This is a genomic window from Acinetobacter sp. T_3_1, from assembly GCF_025377055.1.
In the GTDB taxonomy this organism is placed as follows: domain Bacteria; phylum Pseudomonadota; class Gammaproteobacteria; order Pseudomonadales; family Moraxellaceae; genus Acinetobacter; species Acinetobacter kookii.
The window spans coordinates 54,716-81,429 of the sequence record NZ_JACHVD010000010.1; the positions used below are offsets into that span (position 1 = coordinate 54,716).

Genomic DNA, 26,714 nt, shown 5'->3' on the forward strand with positions numbered 1-26,714 from the left:
AGCCGTGAATATTGATAAGTCTCAAGTTGCACAGCGTTTTGCCAAGGCAGGGAAAAGCTATGCAAAACATGCCATCGTGCAAAAACAGATTTGCCAACAGCTGCTGCAATTGATGCAGCATTATCTGCCAAGTACCAGCCTGAACCGTATGTTTGAAATCGGTTGTGGCTCGGGCAATTTAAGCCATTTGCTGATGCAAAACTTTGAAATAAAGCAGTTGTTTTTAAATGACCTGTATCCCGAAGTTCAGCAGCATTTTCAAGCTAAAGAAAATTTGGAGTGGCTGATTGGCGATGTGGAACAGCTGGATTTTCCGCAATCCCTTGACCTGATCGCTTCCAGTTCGGCTTTGCAATGGGTGGACGATATCGATTCGATCTTTAGAAAAAGTGCAGCGGCGCTTATCGAAAATGGCTATTTGTGTTTTTCCACTTTCAGTCAGCAGAATTTGCAGGAAATTAAGGCACTGACTGGGCAAGGGCTGAATTATCTTCCGATTGAAGAAATTCAGAACAAGCTGCTCAAACAGGGTTTTGAAATTCTGCATCTTTCCGAGAGTCTGGAAATGCTGAATTTTTCCCATCCTAAAGCTGTGCTGCAACATTTAAAGGCCACCGGGGTCACGGCAACCGCCTCGCAGCATCGTTGGAGCAAACAGTCTTTACATCAGTTTTATCAGGACTATCAGCAATTTTCGGGGCTGGATCAATCTGGGCAGCGTCATTATCAGCTGAGCTATCATCCTATTTATTGCATTGCACGGAGCAAGCCATGACAGCACCCGTTTATTTTATCAGTGGCATTGATACCGGTATTGGCAAGACCTATACCACAGGTTATCTGGCGAAGTTGTGGAATGAACAGGGCAAGAGAACCATCACCCAGAAACTGGTGCAAACCGGCAATACCGATATTTCTGAAGATATTGAACAGCACCGTAAAATGATGCAGATGGGCTGGTTTCCGGAAGATGAAAGCAAACTCACCATGCCGGAAATTTTTACTTATCCGGCTTCCCCACATTTGGCGACTAAAATTGATGGGCGTGAAATCGACTTCCAGAAAATTGCCGATGCCACCCGGCAATTAACTGAAAAATATGAAATAGTATTGCTAGAAGGTGCGGGCGGTTTAATGGTGCCTTTAACCACAGAACTGTTAACCATTGATTATATTGCTGAACAGAAATTTCCGGTGATTCTGGTCTGTTCCGGTCGTTTGGGCAGTATCAATCATACTTTACTCAGTCTGGAAGCCTTGAAAAGTCGTGGTCTGGAATTGTTTGCACTGGCCTATAACCTGAATGATGAATCACAGGATGCACTGATTTCTCAAGATACGGCTGAATTCTTAAAAAATTATCTGGCTAGACATTTTCCAGATGCCCAGTGGATTGATATTCCCGTTTTATCCTAATTCTCCCCTAAAAAAGGGTATAAAAAAGCCACTCAACCGAGTTAATGCTGATCAGTTAAGGAGTTTAGAAATAAACTCTTTAATTTTTGGTAATTCATGGCGGAGTCTTACCTTTTTAAATCAAACCCTTGCAGCTCATTTGTTACTTTGGTTTCGCCCAAAGTAACCAAAGGCATTTGTCATCCGCAAAACTCGTCAGCTACTATCAACTAGCAAATTTGTCGCAGAAACAATCATTTTTAAATGTAGTCCTGCCTCAAACAGTTGCGGATGACTTTTCTACATATCAACTACAATCATGAATTTAAAAAAAGAAAATGCCAGTCAATTTCTTAACTGACTGGCATTAACTCAATCGAGTGACTTTTGATTGCAAGCAAAGCTTTTAAAAATTAAAACTTCTTAAAGCTTTTGTTGCCAAATGGTTTACGTGGTGCATTTTCATCACGGCGTTCACGTTGGCCATATGTAGCCTGATTGNCTCAATCGAGTGACTTTTGATTGCAAGCAAAGCTTTTAAAAATTAAAACTTCTTAAAGCTTTTGTTGCCAAATGGTTTACGTGGTGCATTTTCATCACGGCGTTCACGTTGGCCATATGTAGCCTGATTGCCAAAGTTGTCAGGACGGTTTTCACGTTGTGCATAGCTGTTGCCTTGACGCGGTTCACGCTGAGCATAAGTGTTTGAGCTGCTGTCTTGACGGCGCTCACCGCGTGGGGCAAAACCGTTGCCATTATTGCCGTCACGGCGTTCACGTTGGCCATAACTATTGCCATTGCTGTCACGACGTTGTGCATACCCATTCTGGTTTTCACGGCGATCGCGCTGAGCATAAGCCATTGGGTTTTGATTTTCACCTTCTTCGCTGTCACGGCGTTGCTGACGCAAATAACCGCCACGACGTGCAGCCATAGGTTTTTCTTGCATACGCTCAGTACGGCGTTTTGCCATACCAAACAGGCCTGTGCCTTGACGCGGTTTCAACTCAACAGATTTGGTCAAGTTGTCGATGTCGGCTTTATCCAGCTCCATCCAGCGACCGGTACGAAGTTCGCGCGGTAAAATCACGGTACCGTAACGGGTACGCAGCAGGCGGCTGACTTTCAAGCCTTGTGATTCAAAAATACGGCGCACTTCACGGTTACGGCCTTCTTTCACCACCACCTGATACCAGCGGTTGATGCCGTCACCACCAATTTCCGCGAAAGATTCAAATTTTGCCGGGCCATCATCTAAAACCACGCCTTGAAGCATGTTGTTTTTGATTTGTGGGGTCACTTCACCCATTACACGAACGGCATATTCACGTTCAATTTCATTTGATGGGTGCATTAGGCGGTTGGCCAATTCACCATCATTTGTAAACAGTAAAAGACCGGTTGAGTTAATGTCCAGACGACCCACCATCACCCAGCGATCATTGGCAATTGCAGGCAATTGTTCAAATACGGTCGGACGTTGTTCAGGATCATTGCGTGAGCAGATTTCACCTTCGGGTTTGTAATAAATCAGAACGCGACGACGAATTTCATCTTCAATCTGAAATTGGACTTTACGACCATCGATGCGAAGCTCATCACCTGGTTCAATGCGTTCACCCACTTGGGCAACGCGTCCATTGATGCTTACACGACCAGCGGCAATGACTTCTTCCATATAACGGCGAGAACCCAAACCTACGCGTGCAAGCACCTTTTGTAATTTTTCACTCATGACAGCATAACCTTAGAAATTATCATCAACAGTTCACCTATCTACGACTTCGCTGCGTGAGCATCGAGCGTCATAAAAGCTTCCTTGGCATCCTGCAGGGGAGGCAATTGGCCTAAAGAGGTCAGACCAAAAGCATTTAAAAATTGTGGCGTTGTAACTAACAACGCGGGTCTTCCCGGAAGCTCTCTAAAACCGGACTCTTTAATCCAGTTCCAGTCAAACAATGATCTTAAGATCTGGCTATTGTTTGAAACTCCACGAATCTGTTCAATATCTGCTCGGGTTACTGGTTGATGATAAGCAATCACAGCAAGGGTTTCGAGCAGGGTGGGCGACAAGCGAGTTGGTCGTTCCGGCCACACCTGGGTAATGATATTGCGATATTTTGCCCGAACCTGGAAACGGAACCCTTGTGCGGTTTCTACCAGTTCAATCGATCTGCCATGTTGTAGCATGGCGAGCTGTTGTAACAACTGACGCAATTCTTGTTTATTATATTGATTTTGGAATGCTTCTTTCAAACGTGCAAGCGAAACTGCGGTTTCACTGGCAAAAATAATGGCTTCCAGCTGCATCAGCACTTCATGTTGATTCTCGGCAACAGATAAAGATGTGGTCTGATGATCCATTAGGCAGCTACTCCTTGAATTGCAAGTGGCGCTTCAATACCGCTGGCAATAATAGTCACTTTCTGTTGTCGGGTGAGTTCTAAAATGGCCATAAATGTAACCACCATGCCCATGCGTCCCTGGCTGGGTTTGAGCAGGGCTTCAAAATGTAGAATTTCACCCGACTGTAAGCGGCTTTCAATAAAGGCAATGCGTTCTTCAAGCAGCACCGGTTCTTGCTGGATTTGATGGATGACCGGTTCAGGGCGGTTGAAGATACAAAACAGGGCGTCACGTAGCTGGCTTGCCTCATAGCCTTCACGATTTTCTGCAATATGACCTAAGCTGACATTGCTCGGAAAAGTATCACGTTCCAGAACCGGCATCTGCCCCAGGCGTTCAGCTGCCTGTTTTACCCTCAAATAGGTTTCCAGCCGGTCAATCAGTTCCTGTTTGGGATCTTTTTCAACGACAACGCTGGCACTCGGTTTTGGCAACAGCAGCCGTGATTTCAAGTCGGCCAATAATGCCGCCATCACCATATAATCTGCTGTCAGCTCAATATTCAGCGACTTCATGGCATCCATATAAGACAAATACTGGGCAGCAATGGGAGCGATATCCAGCTGTAATAAGTCGAAACCGTTTTTTTGAATCAGGTAAATCAGGAAGTCGAGTGGACCTTCGAAATGCTCTAGCAGAATTTCAAATGCAGCAGGAGGAATATATAAATCCTCTGGAATCGTATCTTGCCACTCATCCATAATGCGGATAGATGAGCTTGGCTCCATAGGATTATGGACAGGTTGATTCATTGCAGTTTTAAGCCACGCGAATTTTCAAAGGCATGCAGGAAGATGCTTTTGCCTCGATCTCGCATCGAAAGAAAAAGCACGTAAATTAATAAGCGCTAGTGTAATGGAAATTTGACTTCAAATAAATTAGTTAAGTCATCAAATACAAAAAAACCTGAAATTCAGTCAGGTTTTTTAACTGGCTTGATAATGTGAAATACATAGCTATTGTAGGGTTTTATTTTTTTGCCCGATCCATTGGATGGATTTTACATTGTTATGAAAAAACGTTATGGAAAAAAACGTATGAAAAAACGGGCCAGCTCAGCAGCCATGAGCGAAGTTCAGCTGAAGCAAGCTTGGCAATGTATGGTTGGCAATGTGTGAATAGTGAAATCGATCACAGCTGCTGAACTTATTGACCTTATTCGGGTTTTGAAAATGCAGCGGAATTGCGAACTGCTCTTGAACATAACTTTAATTTCAAAAAATCAATTCATTGTCTGGTTGAAGTCAGTCATGCAATTGTGAGTTGGTTAAGTTTGATCAATCAATGTTTTGCCAATTGTGTTTAACGATCTGTTGGGGTAGATGTCGACAACTTGAGTGCGAATTCGATGATCCGTTGCGCACTGTCTCGGATGCATAAATTTTGAGTTTGATTGAGGCTGGATAATTTGTGAATAACGGCAACTTCCAAGAAAAATGCATAGGTGTTGTCGATCATCGCAGCAGGGGGGTGCCCAGCATCTGCCTTCATAATTTTGACTTTAGACTCAAGTATCCAGGGGATTTCCGCATAAATGCGGCTATTTGCCTCAAAATCATGATAGTTGAGCAGCACATAAAACAGATCCATTCTCGCGCTACTCCTTGATCCTGAACATTCCCTTTAATATCTAAACTTAACAGTGCTTACTCAAACGCACTGACATCACCCATACCGCGACGGATCACTTCAGGATTTTCACCGGATAAATCTACAATACTGGTGGTGCTTAAGGTGCCCAAGCCGCTATCAATAAACACATCAATACGTTTTTCCAGCTGCTGTTCGATGTCATAAGGGTCATCTAAAGGATCGTCCTGACCGGGAAGAATCAGGGTGCTGGTTAACAGCGGTTCACCCAATTCCTTAAGCAACATCTGGCAAACACGGTTGCTGGGAATGCGCAGGCCAATGGTTTTCTTTTTCGGGTGCATCAGGCGACGCGGCACTTCGCTGGTCGCAGGTAAAATAAAGGTGGTTACCGCCGGGGTATTGTTTTTAAGCAAACGATACATGGCATTGTCCACTTTGGCATAGGTCGCGATATCGGATAAATCACAACAGATAATGGCATATTGATGTTTGGGGCCGAGACCACGAATCTGGGCAAGCCGTTCCATGGCATTCTTGTTTCCAATCTGGCAGCCAATGGCGTAGGCGGCATCGGTCGGATAGACCACGACATCCCCGGCGCGGATTCGTTCTACCGCCTGACTGATCAGACGCGGCTGAGGATTATCAGGATGTACTCTTAAATGCAGCATATTTATTCTCCCCTGATTTGTTATTAGAGATTATCTGTTGATTTTACAAAGTCTTGCAATCTGGCTTTGATGATTTTGTGTAATTTAATCCAGCATGTCACGTTGAAATTCGTCACTTTGTAATGTTTTGCCACCCCGGGTGCAGGCACAGATACAGGCAATAAAATGTGCAGCATCACGTGGCAACTTCGCTTCACCGGAAAAATAACGCTGTACTTGAGCAAAAACATTGTCTTTAAATGTGGCGCCATCTCCGCCATCTCCGGTCAGGTTATCCAGAGATACACGGAATTTACGACCAAAGGCCTTGGCGAACATCCATTCAATCGCTTGCGGCTTAATCTCGACCTGCTCAAATAAAGCCTGCTGTTCTGCCGTGCGACCATCGGGGGCATACCAATAGCCTAGGTCTGCTAATAAACGGCGCTTTTCACCGGCAATGGTCCAGTGACTGATTTCATGCAGGGCACTATTAAAGAAACCGTGGGCAAATTGAATGCGGGCAGGCGCATCTTTGGTTGCTGGGAAATATTCAGGTTCAAAATCACCTTTGACTAAACACACATTTAAGTGGGAAAACCAGTGATTAAAGTGTAGTATAAGCCAATCAACTTGTTGAGCTTCAGTTTGCAAACTGGCCCAGGGTGAGCGTTGCACAGGGTCGATAGAAACAGCAGAACTTGAGGTTGAATAAGTGGTTAACTGTAATGAAGTGGTGACTTCAGGTTGCGGCTGCAACTGATGCATGACTTGTATTACCCAATTGATCTGTCTAAATAAGTACAAAATTGTATCTTAATCTTTGACAGAGTACCGATGAATTTGTAGAATTGCCGCCTTAATTATGTCAGCAAATACCTTTCCGGCACAGATTGAGCCGTTTAAATGGGCTGAACAAGGCTTTACATGGTCAGGTACACTGCCATTGTCTCGCTTTGTTCGTATTTCCCGTGAAGCTGTTGGATCAATTGATGATCAATTGATTAACATAGACTGTAAGCTATCAATGGATGCGTATCATCGTATCGTATGGTTAGATGGTCATGTTGAAACGAAAGTGCCAATGGAATGTCAGCGTTGTCTGAATCCCGTTGAAATCCCTCTCGTTTCAGACTTTCATTTAGCGCTTGTGGATGATGAATCACTGATAGAGCGCTTGGATGAGGATGCTGATTTCATCGTCTTAGGTGAAAGTGAAGCAACGACAAAAGGTAGCTATGATGCGCCTGCGACGGCTGATTTACTTTCTCTGATAGAGGATGAATTGTTATTGTTGTTGCCTTTGTCTCCTAAGCATGACACTTGTGAGCATAAGCATCAACCTGCCACAGATGACATTGTCGAAGAAAAACGGGATAACCCGTTTGACGTTTTGGCAAGTTTGAAGGGTAAACTTAACTAATTTTTGTGTTATACTGTTAGGTATAAGACAACTGAATTTGTTCTGATCCATTTTTTCGATCTTTGTAAGGAGCCATCATGGCCGTTCAGCAAAACCGTAAAAGTCGCTCTCGCCGTGACATGCGCCGTTCACATGACGCTTTAACCGAGAATGCATTAACTGTAGACCAAGCTACTGGCGAGACTCACCGTCGTCACCACGTATCTAAAGATGGTATCTACCGTGGTCGCCAATTATTCGCTAAAGCATCTGCTGAATAATTGATGATGTATTAAGCGTCAAGCTTAGTAGAAAAAATGGGAGCGTTAAGCTCCCTTTTTTTATGCCGTCTTTTTTGTTGTATTTGGCAATTACCAAAACAAAAATTAAGTGGTAAATTTCGTTCCGTAAATAAGCTTACATAAGTGTATGTTGATTATTTAACCGATCGTCGAATAACAATGTCACTTCATTAAAGGATTTTTTTATGTCTGCTAAACCACTCGAGCAGATCGCTCAAGCAACGAAAACAGCATTTGTATTTCCAGGTCAAGGCTCACAAAAAGTCGGCATGCTTGCAGAATTGGCTGAACAGTTTAGTAGCGTGACAGAAACTTTTGCAGAAGCATCGGCAGCTGTAGGTTTTGACCTCTGGCAGATCGCACAAAGCGGCGAAGGTTTAAATCAGACTGAATTTACCCAGCCTGTACTGCTCACTGCCAGTATTGCACTTTGGCGTGTATGGCTAGAGTTGGGTGGGGTAGCGCCAAAATATCTTGCAGGACATTCACTGGGTGAATACAGTGCATTGGTTGCTGCCGGAGCGATTTCACTGGGTGATGCCGTTAAATTGGTGAATTTGCGCGGCAAACTCATGCAAGATGCAGTACCTCAAGGTCAGGGTGCAATGGCGGCAATTTTGGGTCTGGAAGATGCCAAAGTGCTTGAACTCTGCGAACAGGTCAATATACAGGGACGCGGTTCAGTAGAAGCTGCCAACTATAATGCCCAGGGCCAAGTAGTGATTGCCGGGGACAAGACCCTGGTGGAAGCGGTAATGGAATTGGCAAAAGAAAATGGAGGGAAAGCGATTAGCTTACCTGTGTCTGTTCCATCGCATTGTTCGCTGATGAAACCGGCTGCCGACAAATTTGCGCAAGCTTTGGAACAAACTGCCATTGAGCTGCCTAGCCTTCCTGTAATACAAAATGTCAACGCGGAAATCGCGACAGATGTAGCAGGATTACGTCAGGCATTGACTGCACAATTGTATCAATCTGTGCAATGGACCAAGACCATGCAGTTCCTTCAAGATCAGGGAGTGCAGTATGTGGTTGAGTGCGGTCCAGGCAATGTGTTGGCTAACCTTGCGAAGCGTTTACCAAATATCAATAAAGCATTCCCACTCGACAGTAAAAGTCGTATGGAGGATGCGCTAAATGCCATTTTAGTGGCTGAAGGGAAAATTGCATGACACAGCAACGCAAAGTCGCATTAGTGACAGGCGCGAGCAGAGGGATTGGCGCAGCCATCGCTCAGCAATTGATTCAAGACGGTTATTTTGTAGTGGGAACCGCCACTTCAGAAGCAGGTGCAGAAAAATTATCTGCCAGTTTTACTGAAAATGGCGCTGGTGCAGTGCTGGATGTGCGTGATGCGGCAGCCATTGATGCATTAGTTACAGATATTGAACAAAAATACGGTCCTGTTCTGGTATTGGTCAATAATGCAGGCATTACCAAAGATAATTTGTTACTGCGTATGTCTGAAGATGATTGGGATGACATTCTCAACATTCATTTGAAAGCCGTATACCGTCTGTCTAAACGTGTTTTAAAAGGCATGACCAAAGCGCGTTTTGGCCGCATTATTAACATCAGTTCTGTTGTAGCCCATTTTGCAAATCCGGGACAGGCCAACTATTCTGCTGCCAAAGCAGGCATAGAGGCGTTTGGTCGCAGTCTTGCAAAAGAAATGGGTAGCCGCCAAATTACCGTGAATGCTGTGGCACCTGGTTTTATTGCAACGGAAATGACGGATCAATTAAGCGAAGACATTCGTAAAAAAATGAGTGATCAAGTGGCCTTAAACCGTTTAGGTGATCCACAAGATATCGCAAATGCCGTGAGTTTTTTAGCGAGTGAGAAAGCAAGCTATATCACTGGTACTGTTTTACATGTAAATGGTGGTCTATACATGAGTTAAGCTCAAGTATAAACTTTGCAAAAATAATATATTCAATTAAACTAACGGCATTAAAAACGCCACAAGCAATGAGGAGAATTCCTGTGAGCGATATCGAACTACGTATCAAACAAGCGGTTGCAGAACAACTTGGTCTTAAAGCTGAAGAAATCAAAAACGAAGCATCTTTCATGGATGACTTAGGTGCTGACTCTTTGGACTTAGTTGAGCTTGTTATGTCTTTCGAAAATGATTTTGACATCACTATCCCTGATGAAGATTCTAACGAAATCACAACTGTTCAATCAGCGATTGACTATGTTTCTAAGAAACTAGGTTAATTGTTGTTTCAGCTCTGCTGAATATGAAGAAGCCACCTTTTGGTGGCTTTTTTATTTTTATTCATGATCAAAATCATAATTACATATCTTTACTGTTGCCTGACCAAAGACAACCTTTCAGCGAATAAATTTTAGGTATAAAAAAAGGGCGCTATTTCAAATCGCATGAATAATAATGATGGAGAAATACAATGGGTCTTTTCGATTTTGTAAAAGGTATTGGTAAAAAAAATACGGCATCAGCAGAACCGCAGCCAGCTCCGGCCGCATCAACTACTCCAGCAGAACCTTCTGCACAAGAAATCGCAAACAAGCTTCTAGGACATATTAAAGCTTTAGGCTTGCCGGTGACCGGTTTATCGGTGACTTATAATGGCAGCAGCGATTTGGCGACCATTAAGGGGCAAGTACAAAGCCAGGCCGACCGCGAAAAAATTGTCCTGGCTGTAGGGAATATCGATCATGTGGCTAAAGTCGATGACCAAATGACAGTGGTTACGCCTGCTCCGGAAAGTAAATTCTATACGGTTAAATCGGGCGATACCTTGTCCAGAATTGCAAAAGAATATTATGGGGATGTCAATCAATACAACAAAATCTTCGAGGCTAACCGTCCCTTGTTAAAAGATGCGGATGACATTTTTCCCGGGCAGGTACTGCGTATTCCTGCTTAAATAGAACTCAATAGAAAAGCGCCGAGAGCGCTTTTTTATCGAAGCTTGTGCTGTAATTTCTGTCTGGCCAGTTGTGCTCTACCTAAAAAAAATTTAGGGTCTAAATCATAATGCTTTGCTAAAATCTGAATCAGTTTTTTTCGGTTGTCTTTATTGAGCATATTTAGATCTATATGTGCCATTTTATATTGCTTGCGAAACTCGGGTTTTAGAATAAATCCGAGACGACTCACTTTCCACAGTTGCTCTTGGCCGAATGCCTTTGCTGTAAGTGGCTTATGTGCACGATACCTTGAGATATAAGAGGAGTAAAGCTGGGTCTTTAAGAGCCTGTTGCGCTGTACTATGTCATTGAGCTTTATTCCAAAACTTTGTATGGATATGCTTTGGCTGGTGACGACCAGTTTCATATTTATTGCAATCAATGCCAGCATGATGACCAGTGTCAGAACAAGCCAACCCGGCATGGATTGATGCAATAAATACTGAATCAGGCTGCTGAAATCGTGAACCCTGGTATAGCTGCTGAGTGAGTGCTGAGCTAAAACAATAAATATGGCAGGAATAAAGATCAGCCCGATGAAATAGCGGGGAAGATAACGGCATTGAAATAGAGGATATTCAGTAGGTATGTCCATTCATCATCACCTTTCAAGAAAAATATAAAGAGGGCATGATTGCTATTTCTTTCACAATGATTGTTCCTTTCGGAAACAGGCGGTAAATTTTCCTCCAATTAAATTGCCATTAAATTTTTAATGCTTGTTTTAACAGATGATCTTCATGTGGTCATTTTTTGTATTTATCTATTTTAAGTTTTTGAGTTTACTTGGGTTTATCTAATTTTGTTATAGATTTGAATAGGAACGTAAATCTTGTTATACCATTTTTAAATTCAAATTTTTACACTTTAAGATATCAAATGGTTAGAGAGCTTTTTATCTGTTAAAAAATTACCCAAAAGAAAAAACGAAGCTAACAGGCTAGGGTAATGTGATGAAAAAAGTTTTAAAAGTGAGTGATTGAACGTATGATTTAAAAGCCAATATAAAGAAAAATAAGGGTTTTTATGAAAGGGCAGATATTAGATTTTTCCATTCAGAGTAATTCGGGTGTCATTAGCGGGGATGATCAAAACCATTATCAGTTTTCTGGAGCGGGCTGGCGTGGGCAAATTCCACCTGCCCGGGGTCAGAAAGTCGATTTTACTGTGGATGGAACCGGTCAGGCCAATGACATTTATGTCCTGAGTTCAGCATCTGCATTTACCAATCAGGTGGGCGAAAAAAACAGGATTGTGGCTGCAATTTTAGCCTTTTTCCTGGGTGGCTTTGGTATTCATAAATTTTATTTGGGGCAAATTGGTTGGGGCATTGTTTACCTGATTTTCTGCTGGACCTTTATTCCTGCACTTGTCGCTTTCATTGAGTTCATCATTTACTTATGTACTTCAGATGAAGATTTTGCTCGAAAATACGGCTAATTTTATTGAAAAAGGGCAATATAGCCCTTTTATCTGTTTTATTTAGCAGGTTGTCCCCACTGATTGTTTTCCTGTTTGGTGTCCGAAGCCCACCAGATAATGAGAGGAATGATGCCAATAACGGTCAGCGCAAGAAGCTGCCACCATCCGGACCGGTTTGTGTCATGTAAACGACGGGCACCTACGGCTAGGCTTGGCAGGAATAATGCCAAATTTAATAATCCATTCAACATTTTGTCTGTACCGAGTATTGCATCAATGATTTGAACGATGATACCCAAAATGAAAGAAACCAGCATAAAGAACCAGAATTCCTTACGGCGTGCACGTCCATCAAAAGTGACATAATTTTTCAAGCATTTTACAAACCAGTCCATCATATTGAACTGTTCTTCAGATTGATTCTGGTTGGAAATTTTATCGAGTTGTTCGGACAGGGTTTGCATGGTGCTGTTGCGGTTGAGGGCAATATAGATTTGAGTGGCATTGCCGGCATTGTCGACAGCAAAATCGACATGTTCACCACGATTAGGCGGACGCTGACCGCGCCATTCTGCACCAGTAAAGTTGTAGCGGTTTTGGTCGTCGCCACTGATAATGCCTGTATTGGTTTGGATTGAATAATCCAGAATTGTTCCTTTCATTATTAGCCTCTATTTTTATAGTATATGTTATAAATTTAGCCTGATTATTGCATATCATCCTAGCAGAAATGCTTAAAAGTTAAACTTGGTGTTTTTTTAAGTTACTGTATTAATAAAATATTTTATTAAGATTTTTCTGTTTTGAGTAAAAATCCCGCTATTGAAGCGGGATTTCTAGAATCTTTCAATTACCAGCTTAACGCACCGCCAGTCTGATAATCCGTTACACGCGTCTCGAAGAAATTCTTCTCTTTACGCAAGTCCATCATCTCCGACATCCACTGGAATGGGTTATTCACACCAGCGAACTGTTCAGGCAAACCAAGTTGCGCTAAACGACGGTTACAGATGAACTTGAGGTATTCTTCCATCATCGCCGCGTTCATGCCAAGTACACCGCGTGGCATGGTGTCACGTGCGTATTCGATTTCAAGCATTGTGCCTTCAAGAATCATCTGGATGATTTCTTCCTGGAACTCGGTCGTCCATAAACCTGGGTTTTCGATCTTGATCTGGTTGATCATGTCGATACCGAAGTTCAGGTGCATCGACTCGTCACGTAAAATGTACTGGAATTGCTCGGCAACACCGTTCATCTTGTTACGACGGCCCATAGACAGAATCTGGCTGAAACCACAGTAGAAGAAAATGCCTTCAAGTACACAGTAGAACGCGATCAGGTTGCGAAGCAAGATCTGGTCATTTTCAGGTGTACCGGTTTTGAAGGTAGGGTCACTTAAAGACTGGGTATATTTCAGACCCCAAGCCGCTTTACGTGCTACTGATGGAACTTCGCGGTACATGTTGAAGACTTCGCCTTCATCCATACCTAGCGACTCGATACAGTACTGGTAAGCATGAGTGTGAATCGCTTCTTCAAAGGCTTGACGCAAGATGTACTGACGGCATTCAGGGTTGGTGATGTGACGGTAAATCGCCAGGACCAGATTGTTTGCTACCAGTGAATCGGCAGTCGAGAAGAAACCGAGCGAACGCATCACGATGGTACGCTCATCTTCAGTCAAGCCATTTTCAGACTTCCAAAGTGCGATGTCATGGTTCATGTTGACTTCTTGCGGCATCCAGTGGTTGGCACAACCGTCCAGATATTTTTGCCAAGCCCATTCGTATTTGAATGGAACCAGCTGGTTCAGGTCGGCACGACAGTTGATCATGGCTTTATCATCAACCTGTACGCGCTGAGCGCCCATTTCAAGCTCTTCCAGACCTGGAGCAACGTCAAGGTTGTCTAGGGAAGCAGATGCTCTTGCCAATGAATCGGTTGGATCTGATCCTCGGTTTTGAGTGGCTCTAAGGGGTTGTGCAGCTGCCACACGCGTCGGTTCGTTGCGTGCATCAGATACCACTTGTGTATGAGCCGCTTTTTGCGGTTCGACGGGCGCAGACTTGTGTTCAGGTGCAGCCGGTTTTTGCGAATCATCTTCGAAATCGTCCCAACTTAGGATAGACATATCAATTCTCTCTTCGATGCTTATATCTGTTATCTGACATCTCACAAACGAAGATGTCTACTATACGCTTATTCTGTGTAAGCAAAATTAAGTTTTGTCGATGAGTGCTCTTGTTTTGTACGGAAGAGCAAATATCCTCACTACTTATTTTGATTACGCTGTTGACGTGCTTTAAACCAGAAATAACCAATCGGCACGTAAAAGGTAAAACAAAAGGAAACCACCAAGGCAATAAGTCCTAACAGGTAGTTATGGGTCATATGGAGCATGGTGGGTTCCTTTTACTTTTAATTTGTGAATCCTGGTCGTAACTAAGATTCACGTTTAAATCATTTTTTAGATGATTTTGCTGGCTTTACTGTTTCAACAACCGTAGTTTTTGGATGCTTTTTCGCATATTCCAACGTTACGTATTGACCAGTGATAGCACTGCGAGCTGCTTTTTGATTATTAGCCATGCTCAGTTCTCCTGATACAAAATCAAGATGACTCTTACTGGCTCATAAACTAATTCAATGATAGAATCGCTCATGCATTATCAGATGCCAGCCTCGTCGTGACCATCTTGGTATCACTTCGAGATTGAAAGCCTTCTAGTTAGTTTTGACGGACTCTAGAGGGCTTTTTTATTGCCTAAATTTTTTTAATCCCCCTAAATCCCCCTTTGCAAAAGGGGGATTTTCTCCCTCCTTTGAAAAAGGAGGGTCGGGGTGGATTAATTAATTACTGACAAGCTTCACAATCCGGGTTGTCAATTGAACATGCCATTGGCACTGGTGCTGCTTGAGCGAAATCTTCTTCAACAGTTGCTTCAGCTTTCACTTCAGGTGCTACCGCAGCAGTAACAGGTGCTGCAACACTGGCAGGTTTAACTGCGTTCAATGCGCCAGTGTTAATGGTCGATTTCTCGGCAGAAGTTGCACCCAATGCGCGAAGGTAATAAGTGGTTTTAAGACCACGTAACCATGCCATTTTATAGGTCAGGTCAAGTTTCTTGCCGTTTGCACCAGAGATGTAAAGGTTAAGCGACTGAGCCTGGTCAATCCATTTTTGACGGCGTGATGCAGCATCCACAATCCAGCGTGGTTCAACTTCAAACGCAGTTGCGAAAATCGCTTTAAGCTCTTCAGGAATACGTGAAATCTTCTGAACAGAACCTTCGAAGTGTTTCAGGTCATTGACCATCACTGAATCCCAAAGACCGCGATCTTTTAACGCACGTACCAGGTACGGGTTGATCACTGTGAATTCACCAGAAAGGTTAGATTTCACATATAAGTTCTGGAACGTCGGTTCGATCGACTGAGACACGCCACAGATGTTTGAAATGGTTGCAGTTGGTGCAATCGCCATTACGTTCGAGTTACGCATACCGTCTTTTTGAACTTTGGCACGTAAAGTGTCCCAGTCCAAACGTTGTGTACGGTCAACTTCGAACATGCGTTCTGGACGTGATTTTGCCACGATGTCTAAAGAATCGATTGGCAGGATACCTTGATCCCAAAGTGATCCTTTAAATGTTTCGTAAGCACCACGTTCAAGTGCAAGGTCGCTAGAGGTTTGAATCGCGTAGTAAGAAATGACTTCCATAGATTCGTCAGCGAAATCAACCGCAGCATCAGAACCGTAAGCCAGTTTCATTTCATATAAAGCATCCTGGAAGCCCATGATACCCATACCGACCGGACGGTGTTTCAGGTTCGAATTTTTTGCCTGCGGAACAGCGTAGTAGTTGATGTCGATCACGTTGTCGAGCATGCGAACGGCTGTTTTTACAGTGCGCGCCAATTTTTCACGGTCTAATACACCACCTTGAACGTGCTGTACCAGGTTAATCGAACCCAGGTTACATACCGCAATTTCGTCTTGGTTGGTATTTAAGGTAATTTCAGTACACAAGTTAGACGAATGCACCACGCCCACGTGTTGTTGCGGTGAACGCAAGTTACATACGTCTTTGAATGTGATCCAAGGATGGCCGGTTTCAAACAGCATAGACAGCATTTTGCGCCACAAGTCTTTGGCACGCACTTTCTTGTGCAGCATGTCGGCTTCTTTGGCAATGCTTTCATAGTAAGCATAGCGTTCAGCAAATGCCTGACCGGTTAAATCGTGAAGATCTGGCGTTTCAGATGGCGTGAACAATGTCCATTCAGCATCTTCAAAGACACGTTGCATGAACAGGTCTGGAACCCAGTTTGCAGTATTCATGTCATGGGTACGACGACGGTCATCACCGGTGTTCTTACGTAGTTCCAGGAATTCTTCGATATCCAGGTGCCAGGTTTCTAAGTATGCACACACTGCACCTTTACGCTTACCACCCTGGTTTACCGCAACAGCCGTATCGTTGGCAACTTTCAGGAACGGTACAACACCTTGAGATTTACCGTTAGTGCCTTTGATGTATGAGTTCAAGGCACGAACTGGGGTCCAGTCATTACCTAAACCGCCAGCCCATTTAGACAGCATCGCGTTGTCACGCATTGCACCATAAATGTTATAAAGGTCATCGGCAATGGTTGTTAAGTAACAGCTCGACAACTGTGGACGCAAAGTACCAGAGTTGAATAGGGTAGGTGTAGATGCCATGTAGTCGAAGCTGGACAGCAAGTTATAGAATTCGATGGCACGTGCTTCTTTGTCATCTTCATTTAACGCAAGACCCATCGACACACGCATAAAGAACAATTGCGGTAATTCGAAACGGATGCCGTCAGAGTGGATAAAGTAACGGTCAAATAAGGTTTGCAGACCTAAATAGGTAAACTGGTTCGAGCGTTCTGGCTGAATCGCTGCTGCCAGTTTTGCCAGATCAAAATTCAATAGATCTGCTGATAACAGATCCAGCTCTACACCTTTTTTCAGGAAGGTTTCTAAAGCGTCATTTTCTAGAGTGTCAGTACTTAAACCCAGGAACTCCAAACCGGTTGCCACAAGATTGTCACGAAGCAGGCGAGCAGTCACATAAGTATAGTTGGGTTCTTGTTCAATACGGGTACGCGTCGCCATCATCATTGTTGTAGAGATGTCGGACTCTTTTACGCCGTTATACAGGTTTTTTACGGTTTCATCGACAATGGCTTTAACGTCAATGCCTTCCAGACCTTCAGCTGCTTTTGCCACATGTGCTTCAAGTGCACCCAGGTCAAGCGGTTTAAGCTGACCATTGGCAGCAGTCACTTGTAAAGTCGGATGGTGATGAGCGCCAGTCTGTTTGCGTGCTTCAGAGCGTTGTTCGCGGTAGATGACATACGCACGTGCAACTTTTTGTTCACCTGTACGCATGAGCGCAAGTTCAACCTGGTCTTGAATTTCTTCAATATGAATCGTGCCGCCTGACGGTAAACGACGGTTAAACGTATTCATCACCATTTCAGTCAATTGCTCGATACGATCATGAATACGGCTAGAATCAGCACTTTGCTGGCCCTCTACAGCCAAAAAAGCTTTACCAATCGCTACAGAAATTTTCTCTGCGTCAAAAGTGGCAACATCACCGGTGCGTTTAATCACCTGAAGTTGGCCAGGAGTTGAAGTGATTACGCTCATTTAGCATAGCTCCATTGTCATCTATTTTTATGTTTATGGACCGTTTGAACTGGGCAAATTTTATGCCACAGTATTTGAGGAATAAACACAAGACCTAGTGGTTTTAAAATTAATTGAACACAAGATACGGGAAAATTTAGGGTAGATCAATATTGACATTTTGCTAAATATTTTTCTTAGTACATGCATTAATCTCTGTAAAAATATTGCTATTTTTATTGATTTTTCTATAAGCCTTATCAGGCAAGGCATAGCATAACAAAGCTAAAAAAATGTGCTTATAGATAACATTGTGGATAACTTAAAAGAAATGAGCTAACTAGTCAGAAACTGTGCAAATAGCAGGATGGATTAAAAAATAGACATTTTGTAACTAAATATTTCTTCAATTTGTGTGAAAATCACTGGAATATGAAAACTTCAATAAATTCAATGTTTAAAAAAAATATAACAAAATGCTACTTTGATGTATCAGTTTGGTGAACGGTATCTTGTTTACAATGTAAACGTGTGTATATTGCTGAATATATTAAAGCGTATCCAATGGATTTTTAAGGATACCTTAATCCAATATAAAGGGGCATTTTATGAGCCAAGAAGAAAAGTTACCTAAAATTTTAATTGTTGAAGACGATGAACGTCTTGCACGTTTGACTCAAGAATACCTTATCCGTAATGGATTGGAAGTTGGGGTAGAACCTGACGGTAATCGTGCAATTCGTCGTATCATTGCTGAACAACCGGATTTGGTGGTACTTGATGTCATGTTACCGGGTGCAGATGGTTTAACCATTTGTCGTGAAGTGCGTCCACATTATCATCAGCCGATTCTAATGCTGACCGCACGTACTGAAGACATGGACCAGGTGTTGGGTCTGGAAATGGGTGCGGATGACTACGTCGCCAAACCTGTTCAACCCCGCGTGTTGCTTGCCCGTATCCGTGCCTTGCTGCGCCGTACAGACAAGGCTCCTGAAGATGAAGTGGCTCAACGTATAGAATTTGATGATCTTGTCATCGATAATGGTGGCCGATCAGTGACTTTGAATGGCGACTTGGTTGACTTCACCAGCGCTGAATATGACCTGTTATGGTTGCTGGCTTCAAATGCGGGTCGTATTCTTTCCCGTGAAGATATTTTTGAGCGTTTGCGCGGTATTGAATATGACGGTCAGGACCGTTCAATTGACGTACGTATCTCACGTATCCGGCCAAAAATTGGCGATGATCCTGAAAATCCAAAACGTATTAAAACGGTACGTAGTAAGGGATATTTGTTCGTTAAAGAAACTGGTCTTTAATGCCTGCCTGCTAATTTTATAGGACAGCTTCGTGTTTAAACACAGTATATTCTTGCGCATTTATGCGGGGTTAGTGATTTTAGTAGCCTTGGTCGCCTTATTTGGCTATCTGTTGGTACAAATCATTAATTACCAGCGTGCGCAAGAATATCGTGAATCTTTAACCGACGGAATTTCCTATATTATTAGCGAAGGTATTGCCCGACAGCCGAATGAGCAGCAGAAAAAAGACTGGATTTCTGATGCTTCCGATTTGCTTGAGTTGCCAATTTATTATGTTGAAGCAGCTAAGGTGGATTTATCCCGTACCGAGAGAAAACGGATTGAAGAGCGTAAAGCAGCCGTCCGTTACGATGCAGAAAATTCCATTGCCTATATCATTATTGGCCTGAAGGATGATCCTCGGCATTTGCTGTATGTGAAAGTGAATAAAATAGGCGAGCGCCAGATGAAAGCCTTGCCGATTTTTATTCTGGATTATCTGGTGTATTACCCTGGGCAGGAAAAAGAATATCTCGCCAAAATTCAATCGAATTTTTCTTATCCTATTGCTATTGAAAAAGTGCAAAACCTGCCGCTCGATTCCGAACAAATTGGCCGGCTTCGCTTGGATCACAGTATTATTCTGTACCGTGACAATGCTTCGGTTCGGGGTACTACCATCTCGATTGTTTCGCCTATGCCCAGCTCACCTTCCGAGGTGCTGGTTTTAGGGCCTGTCCCATTATTTAACTGGATGCCTTTCCAGTTGGCTGCAGGCATTACCTTGCTCAGTTTGTTTGTGTTAAGCCTTGGGGTGTATGGCTTGCTGGTGCCGATGCAGCGTCGCTTACGCGAGGTGAATTACGCCTTGCATCGCATGAAATCGGGTGACATGACCTTGCGTTTGCCGGTCGATGGTACTGATGAAATGGCTAGCCTGGCGACCAATTACAACAGCATGTCCGATCATATTCAGCGTTTGATTGAAGCGCAGCGCGAGCTGATGCGAGCAGTTTCGCATGAACTGCGTACGCCTGTGGCACGCATTCGTTTCGGCATGGAAATGCTGGCCGAAGAAGATGACTATGAGTATCGTCTGCAGCAGGTCGAACAGATTGATAAGGACATTGAAGCGCTCAACACCTTGATTGATGAAATCATGACCTATGCAAAGCTGGAGCAGGGTACACCTTCTTTAGACTTTGAAAAAATCGTACTGTTTGAAGTGCTGGATCAGGTGGTGATTGAAACCGAAGCACTGAAAACTCAAAAAGAAATTGAACTCAAAGCGCCACCCATTAGTATAGTGGTGGATGCCGAGCGGCGCTACTTGCATCGTGTGGTGCAAAATCTGGTCGGCAATGCAGTTCGCTATTGTGATCATAAGGTAATTGTCAGTGGTGGCATCAATGATGCAGGACTGGCCTATGTTCAGGTGGAGGACGACGGTGCTGGTATTCCTGAGGAAGAGCGTCAGCGCATCTTTGAAGCCTTTGCCCGTCTGGATGATAGTCGTACCCGTGCTTCTGGAGGGTATGGATTGGGCCTGTCCATTGTGAGCCGTATTGCTTACTGGTTTGGCGGGAAAATTGAAGTTGATCAAAGCCCGGTTTTAGGTGGGGCACGCTTCACCATGTCATGGCCTGTGCAACGCTTTAATAAAAGCAAAAAGAAAGCCCATGTTGTAAAAGACGGGATCCTGAATACAGAATTTTAGCTCATAAAAAAGCACCGAATCCGGTGCTTTTTTTAGTCTTATTCATGACTGGTGGCATCTGGTTCAATCTGGCTTTTTCCCTGTTTTAAACTGGCAAGGGCATCGGCATTGAAATCTAGCAGCAAGGAATTGTTTTTGGGGTCAATTGCATAATGGCTAATCAATTTCTGGTCCCCATTTAATGTTTCGACTCTGTATTCTTCGGCAACGTTTAAAATAGCTTCGAGATTGGTGGTGGTGGAGGCAAAGTCCTGGCGGAAAAGATCATAAATATCACGCAGGTCAAAAATGGCATCACGTGCATCTGGGTGTTTATCAATGTATCTTTCCACATGGTGCACTAACAGTTGTGCAAAGAAGAAATATTCAGATTCATGGACATATTTTAATGTCATTATAGTTTCTCCTGTCTATTCACTTTTTGAGTTTTCAATACAAATATCACAAACTGTTAAACGCATGTCAAAGTGTTGCAAAAAAGCCACAAGAATAAAGCAGCTTATGCAAAAAATATGAGGTAGCTTATAAAGCAAAGAAGGGTGGTTATTTTTAATTCGGTATAAAATTTAGTCAGTTTTCGTGGTTCCAATCATTTTTTAAATAAATACTCAAAATAAACTGGGCTTTTAAAATTGATAGAATATTCAGCAATAATGCATTTTTAGATTGAAAAATAAATGGGCAAGATTTCCTCAAAAAATCTTAATGTGAGAAAATTTAATAAAAATAATCGTTTTTATTAAATAAAACGATTAAGGTGTACTGTAAAGGAATAAATGCAAATTAAAAGCAGTAATGCCGAAAAAATCATCCAAAAGACTAAGGCTTATAAGCTAGCAAGTGAAATCATAAATCAGGTACAATTGGCGGGATTAATTTTGTGTTTGGTGTATTTGAAGGCCAATACATACATTCTTTGTTAATAAATTAGGCCTGCCAGGAGTTATCCCCGCATGAGTGCCATTACTCCATACGATTGGGCAATTATTGCCTTCGTGATCGGCGTTACATTTCTTTGTGTCTTTATGCTCACAGTTCCTTTACTCCTTGGGGGTAAATCATGGGGCCGTGCAAAGCAAGAGCAATTTGAGTCAGGTGTAGTAGGTGCGGGTGGAGCACGCATCCGCTTGTCTGCAAAGTTCTACTTGGTTGCTATTTTCTTTGTGGTATTTGACCTGGAAGCACTGTATCTCTACGCATGGGCTACATCAGTTCGTGAAGTAGGTTGGTTCGGTTTTACCACCGTTGTGATTTTTGTGGTCGATTTATTGATTGCTTTGATTTATGCCATTGCTGTAGGGGCATTAAACTGGGCACCAACCGATCGTCTCAAAGCGGCAGTGATGAAATCGAAAGTGGGTTCACCGAATATGAACCTTGCCGACATTACACGCTTCAATTCTATTGAAGAGTTGGTTGTTGACCCTACAGGTCAGATTCCAGCTCAATCATCTGGTCGTGTGAAAAAATCTGCGACTACATCATCTAGTAAGGAGTAACCCGGGAATGAAATATACATTAACCCGTGCGAATCCGGATGCTGATCAATATCCACTTCAAGAGCGTCAAATCGTTACAGATCCGCTTGAAGAAGAAGTGAATAAAAATGTGTTCATGACTCGTTTAGAGGATGTAATGCATACAGCTGTAAACTGGGGCCGTAAAAACTCTGTATGGCCTTTTAACTTTGGTACTTCATGCTGTTACGTAGAATATGCAACCACTTTGACGGGTGTGCATGATATGTCGCGTTTCGGTGCCGAGGTTATTCGTGCTTCGCCACGTCAGGCGGACTTAATGATCGTTGCAGGGACCTGCTTCGTGAAAATGGCACCTGTAATCCAGCGTTTATACGAGCAAATGTTAGAGCCTAAATGGGTAATTTCAATGGGTGCTTGTGCAAACTCGGGTGGTATGTACGACATTTATTCGGTTGTACAAGGTGTGGATAAAATCATCCCTGTCGATGTGTACATCCCGGGCTGTCCGCCACGTCCTGAAGCATTATTGCAAGCATTAATGTTGTTACAAGACCAAATTCAATTAGAGCGCCGTCCACTTTCAGCGGTGATTGGTGATGATCTTCAGCCAGTGTATAAGCCAAAGATGCAGCCAGAACGTGACCGTAAGAATGCTGAACGTATTGCAGTGAAAAACTTACGCTCTATGGATGAAATTAAATAATCTGAGCGACAAAATATTGATGCACCCGGTCTGGGTGTAATTGTCGTTTAAGGTTGACTGAATTTGTATTAAATAGGAAGCCAAGCCAATGGCTGAAACTGACATTGCTATGCCAGAATCAACACCAGTTGATTCACGCCCAGCATTTGCAATTATAGAAGAGCTCAAAACCAAATTTGGTGAGAACTTCTTTGTGCAAACGACTTTTGAAGACTTTCCAACAGTCTGGGTTGAGCGCGCACGTGTGCAAGAAGTCTTAATGTTCTTGCGGAAAGTAGAACGTCCTTATGTGATGCTGTTCGACTTGTCTGCGGTAGATGAGCGCTTGCGTACTCACCGTGACGGTTTGCCTGCGTCGGACTTCACTGTGTTCTATCACTTGTTGTCGCTAGAGCGTAATGCCGACATTCGTATTAAAGTTGCCTTGAGTGAGAGCGATCTCAACATTCCAACAGCAACCAACATCTGGCCAAATGCCAACTGGTACGAACGCGAAGCTTACGACATGTTTGGTATCAACTTCGAAGGGCATCCAATGCTCCGTCGTATCTTGTTGCCGACATACTGGGAAGGTCACCCGTTACGTAAAGAATATTCTGCGCGTGCGACTGAATATACCCCGTATATGCAGAACCAGGCGAAGCAGGACTTTGAACAGGAACACCTTCGTTTCGTTCCTGAAGACTGGGGCCTAAAACGCGGTAACGCCGATGAAGACTTCATGTTCCTGAACCTGGGTCCTAACCATCCATCTGCGCATGGTGCGTTCCGTGTGATCTTGCAGTTGGACGGCGAAGAAGTAAAAGACTGTGTGCCGGATATCGGTTATCACCACCGTGGTGTGGAAAAGATGGCTGAGCGTCAAACCTGGCATTCATTCATTCCGTATACCGACCGTGTTGACTACCTGGGTGGTTGTGCGCAAAACATGCCTTATGTGATGGGCGTGGAGCAACTTGCGGGAATTACTGTTCCTGACCGTGCACAATGTATCCGCGTCATGATGTCTGAATTGTTCCGTATCAATAACCACTTGTTATATATCGGTACTGCAATTCAGGATGCCGGCGGTATGACCCCAGTATTCTATATGTTTGCTGACCGTCAAAAAGTTTATGACATCGTAGAAGCGATTACCGGTTACCGTATGCATCCGGCATGGTTCCGTATTGGCGGTACTGCACATGACTTGCCAAATGGCTGGGATAAGTTAGTTCGTGAATTACTTGATTGGATGCCAAAACGTCTGAACGAGTACTACACAGCGGCATTGAAAAACTCGGTGTTTGTCGGCCGTACCCGTAATGTTGCGCAATACGATGCAAAATCGGCATTGGCTTGGGGTGTAACAGGTACTGGTTTACGTGCTACAGGTATTGACTTCGACGTACGTAAATACCGTCCTTATAGTGGTTATGAAAACTACGACTTCGACGTGCCGGTTGAATACGAAGGCGATGCTTACGCGCGCGTAATCGTTCACTTCCGTGAAATCGAACAGTCACTGAAAATCATCAAGCAGTGCTTGGACAACATGCCTTCTGGTGCGTACAAAGCAGACCATCCACTGGCTGTTCCACCACCAAAAGACAAGACATTACAAGATATTGAAACCTTGATTACGCACTTCTTAAGCGTGTCATGGGGTCCTGTAATGCCTGCAGGTGAAGCATCTGTGATGGCGGAAGTGGTGAAAGGTGCGTCTAACTACTACCTGACTTCAGACAAGTCAACCATGAGTTACCGTACCCGTATCCGTACACCAACTTTCACGCACTTACAGCAAATGCCTTCTGTGATTAATGGCAGTTTAGTATCTGACTTAATCATTTATTTAGCGACAATTGACGTCGTAATGGCTGACGTGGATCGCTAAGGGGTAAACGCATTATGATGATTTTGACTGATAAAAAGCCACGTGTGAATGTTGAAGGGATTTTAACTGCGGACGAAATCCATGAAATTGAACATCACATGGGCCACTACCCGTACCCGCGTGCCGCATGTCTGGATGCGCTGAAATGTGTACAACGCCGTAATGGCTGGGTAGACGACGCACAAATGAATGCAATTGCTCAAATGCTGAGCATGAGCCTTGCAGATTTAGAAGGCGTTGCGACATTCTATAACCGTATTTACCGTCAACCGGTCGGTCGTCACGTAATTTTATTGTGTGACTCGATTGCATGTTTCTTGATGGGTGCGGAAACTTTGGCAGAAGCCTTCCAGCGTGAGCTGGGCATTCAGTTTGGCCAAACCACAGCGGATGGTCGTTTCACTTTGCTGCCAATTTGCTGCTTAGGTAACTGTGACAAAGGTCCAACCTTAATGATTGATGAAGATACTCATGGTCTGGTTGAAGTGACTTCGGTTAAACAGCTCTTGGAGAAGTATGTATGAATACTGAACCAAAACCAATTTATGGCGACGGTAACCCGGAAACTCACCCATTAACATGGCGTTTAAGCAAACAAGCCAATGTTCGTAATGCCGATGATTACGAAGCGCTGGAAGGTTATGCCGGCTTTAAAAAAGCGATTGGCATGCAACCGAAAGAAGTGCTTGAAGTCATTAAAGCGGCGACTGTAAAAGGCCGTGGTGGTGCAGGTTTCCCGGCAGGGATTAAATGGTCGTTGATGGCGCCGAATGACAACTCGGGTCCACGTTACCTGATTTGTAATGCCGATGAGATGGAACCAGGTACCTTCAAAGACCGTTTGTTGATGGAAGATCTTCCACACCAACTGATTGAAGGCATGCTGATTGCTGCTTATACCTTAGAAGCAACTCAAGGTTACATTTTCATTCGTGGTGAATATATCGAAGCTGCGAATTATCTGAACGAAGCGCTTGAGCAAGTTCGTGCCAAAGGTTACTTGGGTGACAACATCCTCGGAACTGGCTGGAATTTCGAATTGCATGTGCATACCGGTGCGGGCCGTTATATCTGTGGTGAAGAAACTGCATTGATTAACTCGCTTGAAGGCCGTCGTGCCAATCCGCGTACCAAACCGCCATTCCCGCAGGTTGCAGGTGCTTGGGGCCGTCCTACGATTGTCAACAACGTAGAGACCTACAACAACTTGCCAGCCATTATGCTGCGTGGTCCAGAATGGTATATCGGTTTATCTGAAGGTAAATCAAAAGATCCAGGTACCAAAATTTATGGTGCTTCAGGTAAGGTGAAATTCCCGGGTCTTTGGGAACTTCCATTTGGTACCACTGCACGTGAAGTGATCGAAGATCACGCGGGTGGTATGCGTGACGGCTTAAAGCTGAAAGCATGGTTACCGGGTGGTGCATCGACTGACTTCCTGGCTGCCGAGCATATCGATCTTCCTATGGATGCGGAAAGCATCATGAAAGCAGGTTCACGTTTAGGTACCTGTTTGCTCATGGTTGTTGATGAAACCCAATGTATGGTTTCAGCAACACGTAACCTGGAAGAATTCTTTGCACGCGAATCATGCGGTTTCTGTACACCTTGCCGTGACGGTTTACCTTGGGCGGTGAAAGCGCTTAAAGCACTGGAAGATGGTACAGGCAAGAAAGAAGATATCGATCACTTACAAGAACTGACTCGTAAGCTTTGGATTGGTAAGACTTTCTGTGCTCACGCACCTGGTGCGATGGAACCGCTTATGGGCGCACTCAAACATTTCCGTGGCGAATTTGAAGCGAAGGTAGTCAATGCCGCCGCTCAAGTTAGCTCCGTAGAACAAGCTTAAGGAATT

28 protein-coding genes and 1 pseudogene are annotated in these 26,714 nt (G+C 43.7%); 16 read left to right on the forward strand and 13 right to left on the reverse strand.

Features of this window, described 5'->3' with window-relative positions; genetic code table 11:
- The first annotated feature begins 4 nt into the window (after positions 1-4).
- Both bioC and bioD read left to right on the forward strand, forming a co-directional pair.
- The gene (gene bioC, locus H4I94_RS10730; protein ID WP_261183098.1) at positions 5-775 is read left to right on the forward strand and encodes a malonyl-ACP O-methyltransferase BioC; all 771 of its coding nucleotides are present in this window, start codon (positions 5-7) and stop codon (positions 773-775) included.
- Positions 772-1,416, forward strand: coding sequence for a dethiobiotin synthase (bioD, locus tag H4I94_RS10735; RefSeq protein ID WP_261183099.1), 645 nt, complete (start codon positions 772-774; stop codon positions 1,414-1,416). The genes bioC and bioD overlap by 4 nt, the downstream gene beginning before the upstream one ends.
- 859 nt (positions 1,417-2,275) lie before the next feature.
- On the opposite strand, the pseudogene rluB reads toward bioD, so the two are convergent.
- The 6 genes and pseudogenes from rluB to H4I94_RS10765 all read right to left on the reverse strand — a co-directional run.
- Positions 2,276-3,130, reverse strand: a pseudogene (rluB, locus tag H4I94_RS10740) (23S rRNA pseudouridine(2605) synthase RluB); the annotation flags it as partial.
- A gap of 41 nt (positions 3,131-3,171) precedes the next feature.
- Positions 3,172-3,759 (reverse strand): SMC-Scp complex subunit ScpB, encoded by a 588-nt coding sequence (scpB, locus tag H4I94_RS10745; RefSeq protein ID WP_261183100.1) that lies wholly within the window; start codon positions 3,757-3,759, stop codon positions 3,172-3,174.
- Positions 3,759-4,553: a segregation and condensation protein A gene (locus H4I94_RS10750; RefSeq protein WP_261183101.1), complete on the reverse strand. Its 795-nt coding sequence runs from the start codon at positions 4,551-4,553 to the stop codon at positions 3,759-3,761. The genes scpB and H4I94_RS10750 overlap by 1 nt, the downstream gene beginning before the upstream one ends.
- A 550-nt stretch (positions 4,554-5,103) precedes the next feature.
- The gene (locus tag H4I94_RS10755) at positions 5,104-5,391 is read right to left on the reverse strand and encodes a hypothetical protein (RefSeq protein WP_261183103.1); all 288 of its coding nucleotides are present in this window, start codon (positions 5,389-5,391) and stop codon (positions 5,104-5,106) included.
- Between the two features lie 56 nt (positions 5,392-5,447).
- Positions 5,448-6,065, reverse strand: a complete 618-nt coding sequence (locus H4I94_RS10760; protein ID WP_261183105.1) for an L-threonylcarbamoyladenylate synthase — start codon at positions 6,063-6,065, stop codon at positions 5,448-5,450.
- 84 nt (positions 6,066-6,149) lie between these two features.
- The gene (locus tag H4I94_RS10765; protein WP_131273682.1) at positions 6,150-6,812 is read right to left on the reverse strand and encodes an elongation factor P hydroxylase; all 663 of its coding nucleotides are present in this window, start codon (positions 6,810-6,812) and stop codon (positions 6,150-6,152) included.
- 97 nt (positions 6,813-6,909) lie between these two features.
- Here H4I94_RS10765 and H4I94_RS10770 point away from each other — a divergent pair, with 97 nt between their 5' ends.
- From H4I94_RS10770 to lysM, 6 genes are all read left to right on the forward strand, one after another.
- On the forward strand, positions 6,910-7,467 hold the full coding sequence (locus H4I94_RS10770; protein ID WP_131273681.1) for a YceD family protein: 558 nt from the start codon (positions 6,910-6,912) through the stop codon (positions 7,465-7,467).
- A gap of 77 nt (positions 7,468-7,544) precedes the next feature.
- Positions 7,545-7,727: a 50S ribosomal protein L32 gene (rpmF, locus tag H4I94_RS10775; RefSeq protein ID WP_004279227.1), complete on the forward strand. Its 183-nt coding sequence runs from the start codon at positions 7,545-7,547 to the stop codon at positions 7,725-7,727.
- Between the two features lie 206 nt (positions 7,728-7,933).
- Positions 7,934-8,920 carry an ACP S-malonyltransferase gene (gene fabD, locus H4I94_RS10780; RefSeq protein WP_131273680.1) on the forward strand — a complete coding sequence of 329 codons (987 nt, stop codon included), beginning with the start codon at positions 7,934-7,936 and terminating at the stop codon, positions 8,918-8,920.
- Positions 8,917-9,651: a 3-oxoacyl-ACP reductase FabG gene (gene fabG, locus H4I94_RS10785; protein WP_092818864.1), complete on the forward strand. Its 735-nt coding sequence runs from the start codon at positions 8,917-8,919 to the stop codon at positions 9,649-9,651. The genes fabD and fabG overlap by 4 nt, the downstream gene beginning before the upstream one ends.
- Positions 9,652-9,734: 83 nt before the next feature.
- Positions 9,735-9,971: an acyl carrier protein gene (gene acpP, locus H4I94_RS10790; protein WP_004651013.1), complete on the forward strand. Its 237-nt coding sequence runs from the start codon at positions 9,735-9,737 to the stop codon at positions 9,969-9,971.
- Between the two features lie 191 nt (positions 9,972-10,162).
- On the forward strand, positions 10,163-10,645 hold the full coding sequence (lysM, locus tag H4I94_RS10795; protein ID WP_092818863.1) for a peptidoglycan-binding protein LysM: 483 nt from the start codon (positions 10,163-10,165) through the stop codon (positions 10,643-10,645).
- A gap of 35 nt (positions 10,646-10,680) precedes the next feature.
- On the opposite strand, the gene H4I94_RS10800 is transcribed toward lysM, so the two are convergent.
- Positions 10,681-11,283: a hypothetical protein gene (locus H4I94_RS10800; RefSeq protein ID WP_261183107.1), complete on the reverse strand. Its 603-nt coding sequence runs from the start codon at positions 11,281-11,283 to the stop codon at positions 10,681-10,683.
- A 431-nt stretch (positions 11,284-11,714) separates the two neighbouring features.
- On the opposite strand from H4I94_RS10800, the gene H4I94_RS10805 reads away from it, so the two are divergent.
- Positions 11,715-12,128: a TM2 domain-containing protein gene (locus tag H4I94_RS10805; protein WP_165493295.1), complete on the forward strand. Its 414-nt coding sequence runs from the start codon at positions 11,715-11,717 to the stop codon at positions 12,126-12,128.
- Positions 12,129-12,166: 38 nt separating this feature from the next.
- Here H4I94_RS10805 and H4I94_RS10810 read toward each other — a convergent pair whose 3' ends face one another.
- The 5 genes from H4I94_RS10810 to H4I94_RS10830 form a co-directional block, all read right to left on the reverse strand.
- Positions 12,167-12,772, reverse strand: coding sequence for a DUF805 domain-containing protein (locus tag H4I94_RS10810; RefSeq protein ID WP_261183113.1), 606 nt, complete (start codon positions 12,770-12,772; stop codon positions 12,167-12,169).
- 188 nt (positions 12,773-12,960) lie between these two features.
- Positions 12,961-14,244 (reverse strand): ribonucleotide-diphosphate reductase subunit beta, encoded by a 1,284-nt coding sequence (locus tag H4I94_RS10815; RefSeq protein WP_092818859.1) that lies wholly within the window; start codon positions 14,242-14,244, stop codon positions 12,961-12,963.
- 140 nt (positions 14,245-14,384) lie between these two features.
- Positions 14,385-14,513 carry a hypothetical protein gene (locus tag H4I94_RS10820; RefSeq protein WP_261183114.1) on the reverse strand — a complete coding sequence of 43 codons (129 nt, stop codon included), beginning with the start codon at positions 14,511-14,513 and terminating at the stop codon, positions 14,385-14,387.
- A 60-nt stretch (positions 14,514-14,573) separates the two neighbouring features.
- Positions 14,574-14,702 (reverse strand): hypothetical protein, encoded by a 129-nt coding sequence (locus H4I94_RS10825; RefSeq protein ID WP_261183115.1) that lies wholly within the window; start codon positions 14,700-14,702, stop codon positions 14,574-14,576.
- Between the two features lie 265 nt (positions 14,703-14,967).
- The gene (locus H4I94_RS10830; RefSeq protein ID WP_261183116.1) at positions 14,968-17,796 is read right to left on the reverse strand and encodes a ribonucleoside-diphosphate reductase subunit alpha; all 2,829 of its coding nucleotides are present in this window, start codon (positions 17,794-17,796) and stop codon (positions 14,968-14,970) included.
- Between the two features lie 587 nt (positions 17,797-18,383).
- Between H4I94_RS10830 and bfmR the strand changes: the two genes are divergently transcribed.
- Together bfmR and bfmS are read left to right on the forward strand one after the other, a co-directional pair.
- A complete protein-coding gene (bfmR, locus tag H4I94_RS10835; RefSeq protein WP_086174887.1) occupies positions 18,384-19,097 on the forward strand; it encodes a response regulator transcription factor BfmR in 714 nt (237 codons plus the stop codon).
- Between the two features lie 31 nt (positions 19,098-19,128).
- Entirely contained in the window at positions 19,129-20,796 is a 1,668-nt protein-coding gene (gene bfmS, locus H4I94_RS10840; RefSeq protein ID WP_261183117.1) for a sensor histidine kinase BfmS, read from the forward strand.
- Positions 20,797-20,834: 38 nt separating this feature from the next.
- Here bfmS and H4I94_RS10845 read toward each other — a convergent pair whose 3' ends face one another.
- Positions 20,835-21,191 carry a hypothetical protein gene (locus H4I94_RS10845; protein WP_261183118.1) on the reverse strand — a complete coding sequence of 119 codons (357 nt, stop codon included), beginning with the start codon at positions 21,189-21,191 and terminating at the stop codon, positions 20,835-20,837.
- Positions 21,192-21,749: 558 nt separating this feature from the next.
- On the opposite strand from H4I94_RS10845, the gene ndhC reads away from it, so the two are divergent.
- From ndhC to nuoF, 5 genes are all read left to right on the forward strand, one after another.
- Complete coding sequence (ndhC, locus tag H4I94_RS10850; protein ID WP_086199189.1) at positions 21,750-22,295, forward strand: NADH-quinone oxidoreductase subunit A; 546 nt, start codon at positions 21,750-21,752, stop codon at positions 22,293-22,295.
- A gap of 7 nt (positions 22,296-22,302) precedes the next feature.
- The gene (locus tag H4I94_RS10855; protein ID WP_086199188.1) at positions 22,303-22,980 is read left to right on the forward strand and encodes a NuoB/complex I 20 kDa subunit family protein; all 678 of its coding nucleotides are present in this window, start codon (positions 22,303-22,305) and stop codon (positions 22,978-22,980) included.
- An 88-nt stretch (positions 22,981-23,068) separates the two neighbouring features.
- Positions 23,069-24,856 (forward strand): NADH-quinone oxidoreductase subunit C/D, encoded by a 1,788-nt coding sequence (gene nuoC / locus H4I94_RS10860; RefSeq protein WP_131273672.1) that lies wholly within the window; start codon positions 23,069-23,071, stop codon positions 24,854-24,856.
- 14 nt (positions 24,857-24,870) lie between these two features.
- The gene (gene nuoE / locus H4I94_RS10865; protein ID WP_092818853.1) at positions 24,871-25,380 is read left to right on the forward strand and encodes an NADH-quinone oxidoreductase subunit NuoE; all 510 of its coding nucleotides are present in this window, start codon (positions 24,871-24,873) and stop codon (positions 25,378-25,380) included.
- Positions 25,377-26,708 carry an NADH-quinone oxidoreductase subunit NuoF gene (gene nuoF, locus H4I94_RS10870; protein ID WP_261183119.1) on the forward strand — a complete coding sequence of 444 codons (1,332 nt, stop codon included), beginning with the start codon at positions 25,377-25,379 and terminating at the stop codon, positions 26,706-26,708. Before nuoE ends, nuoF begins: the two co-directional genes overlap by 4 nt.
- Positions 26,709-26,714 lie beyond the last annotated feature (6 nt).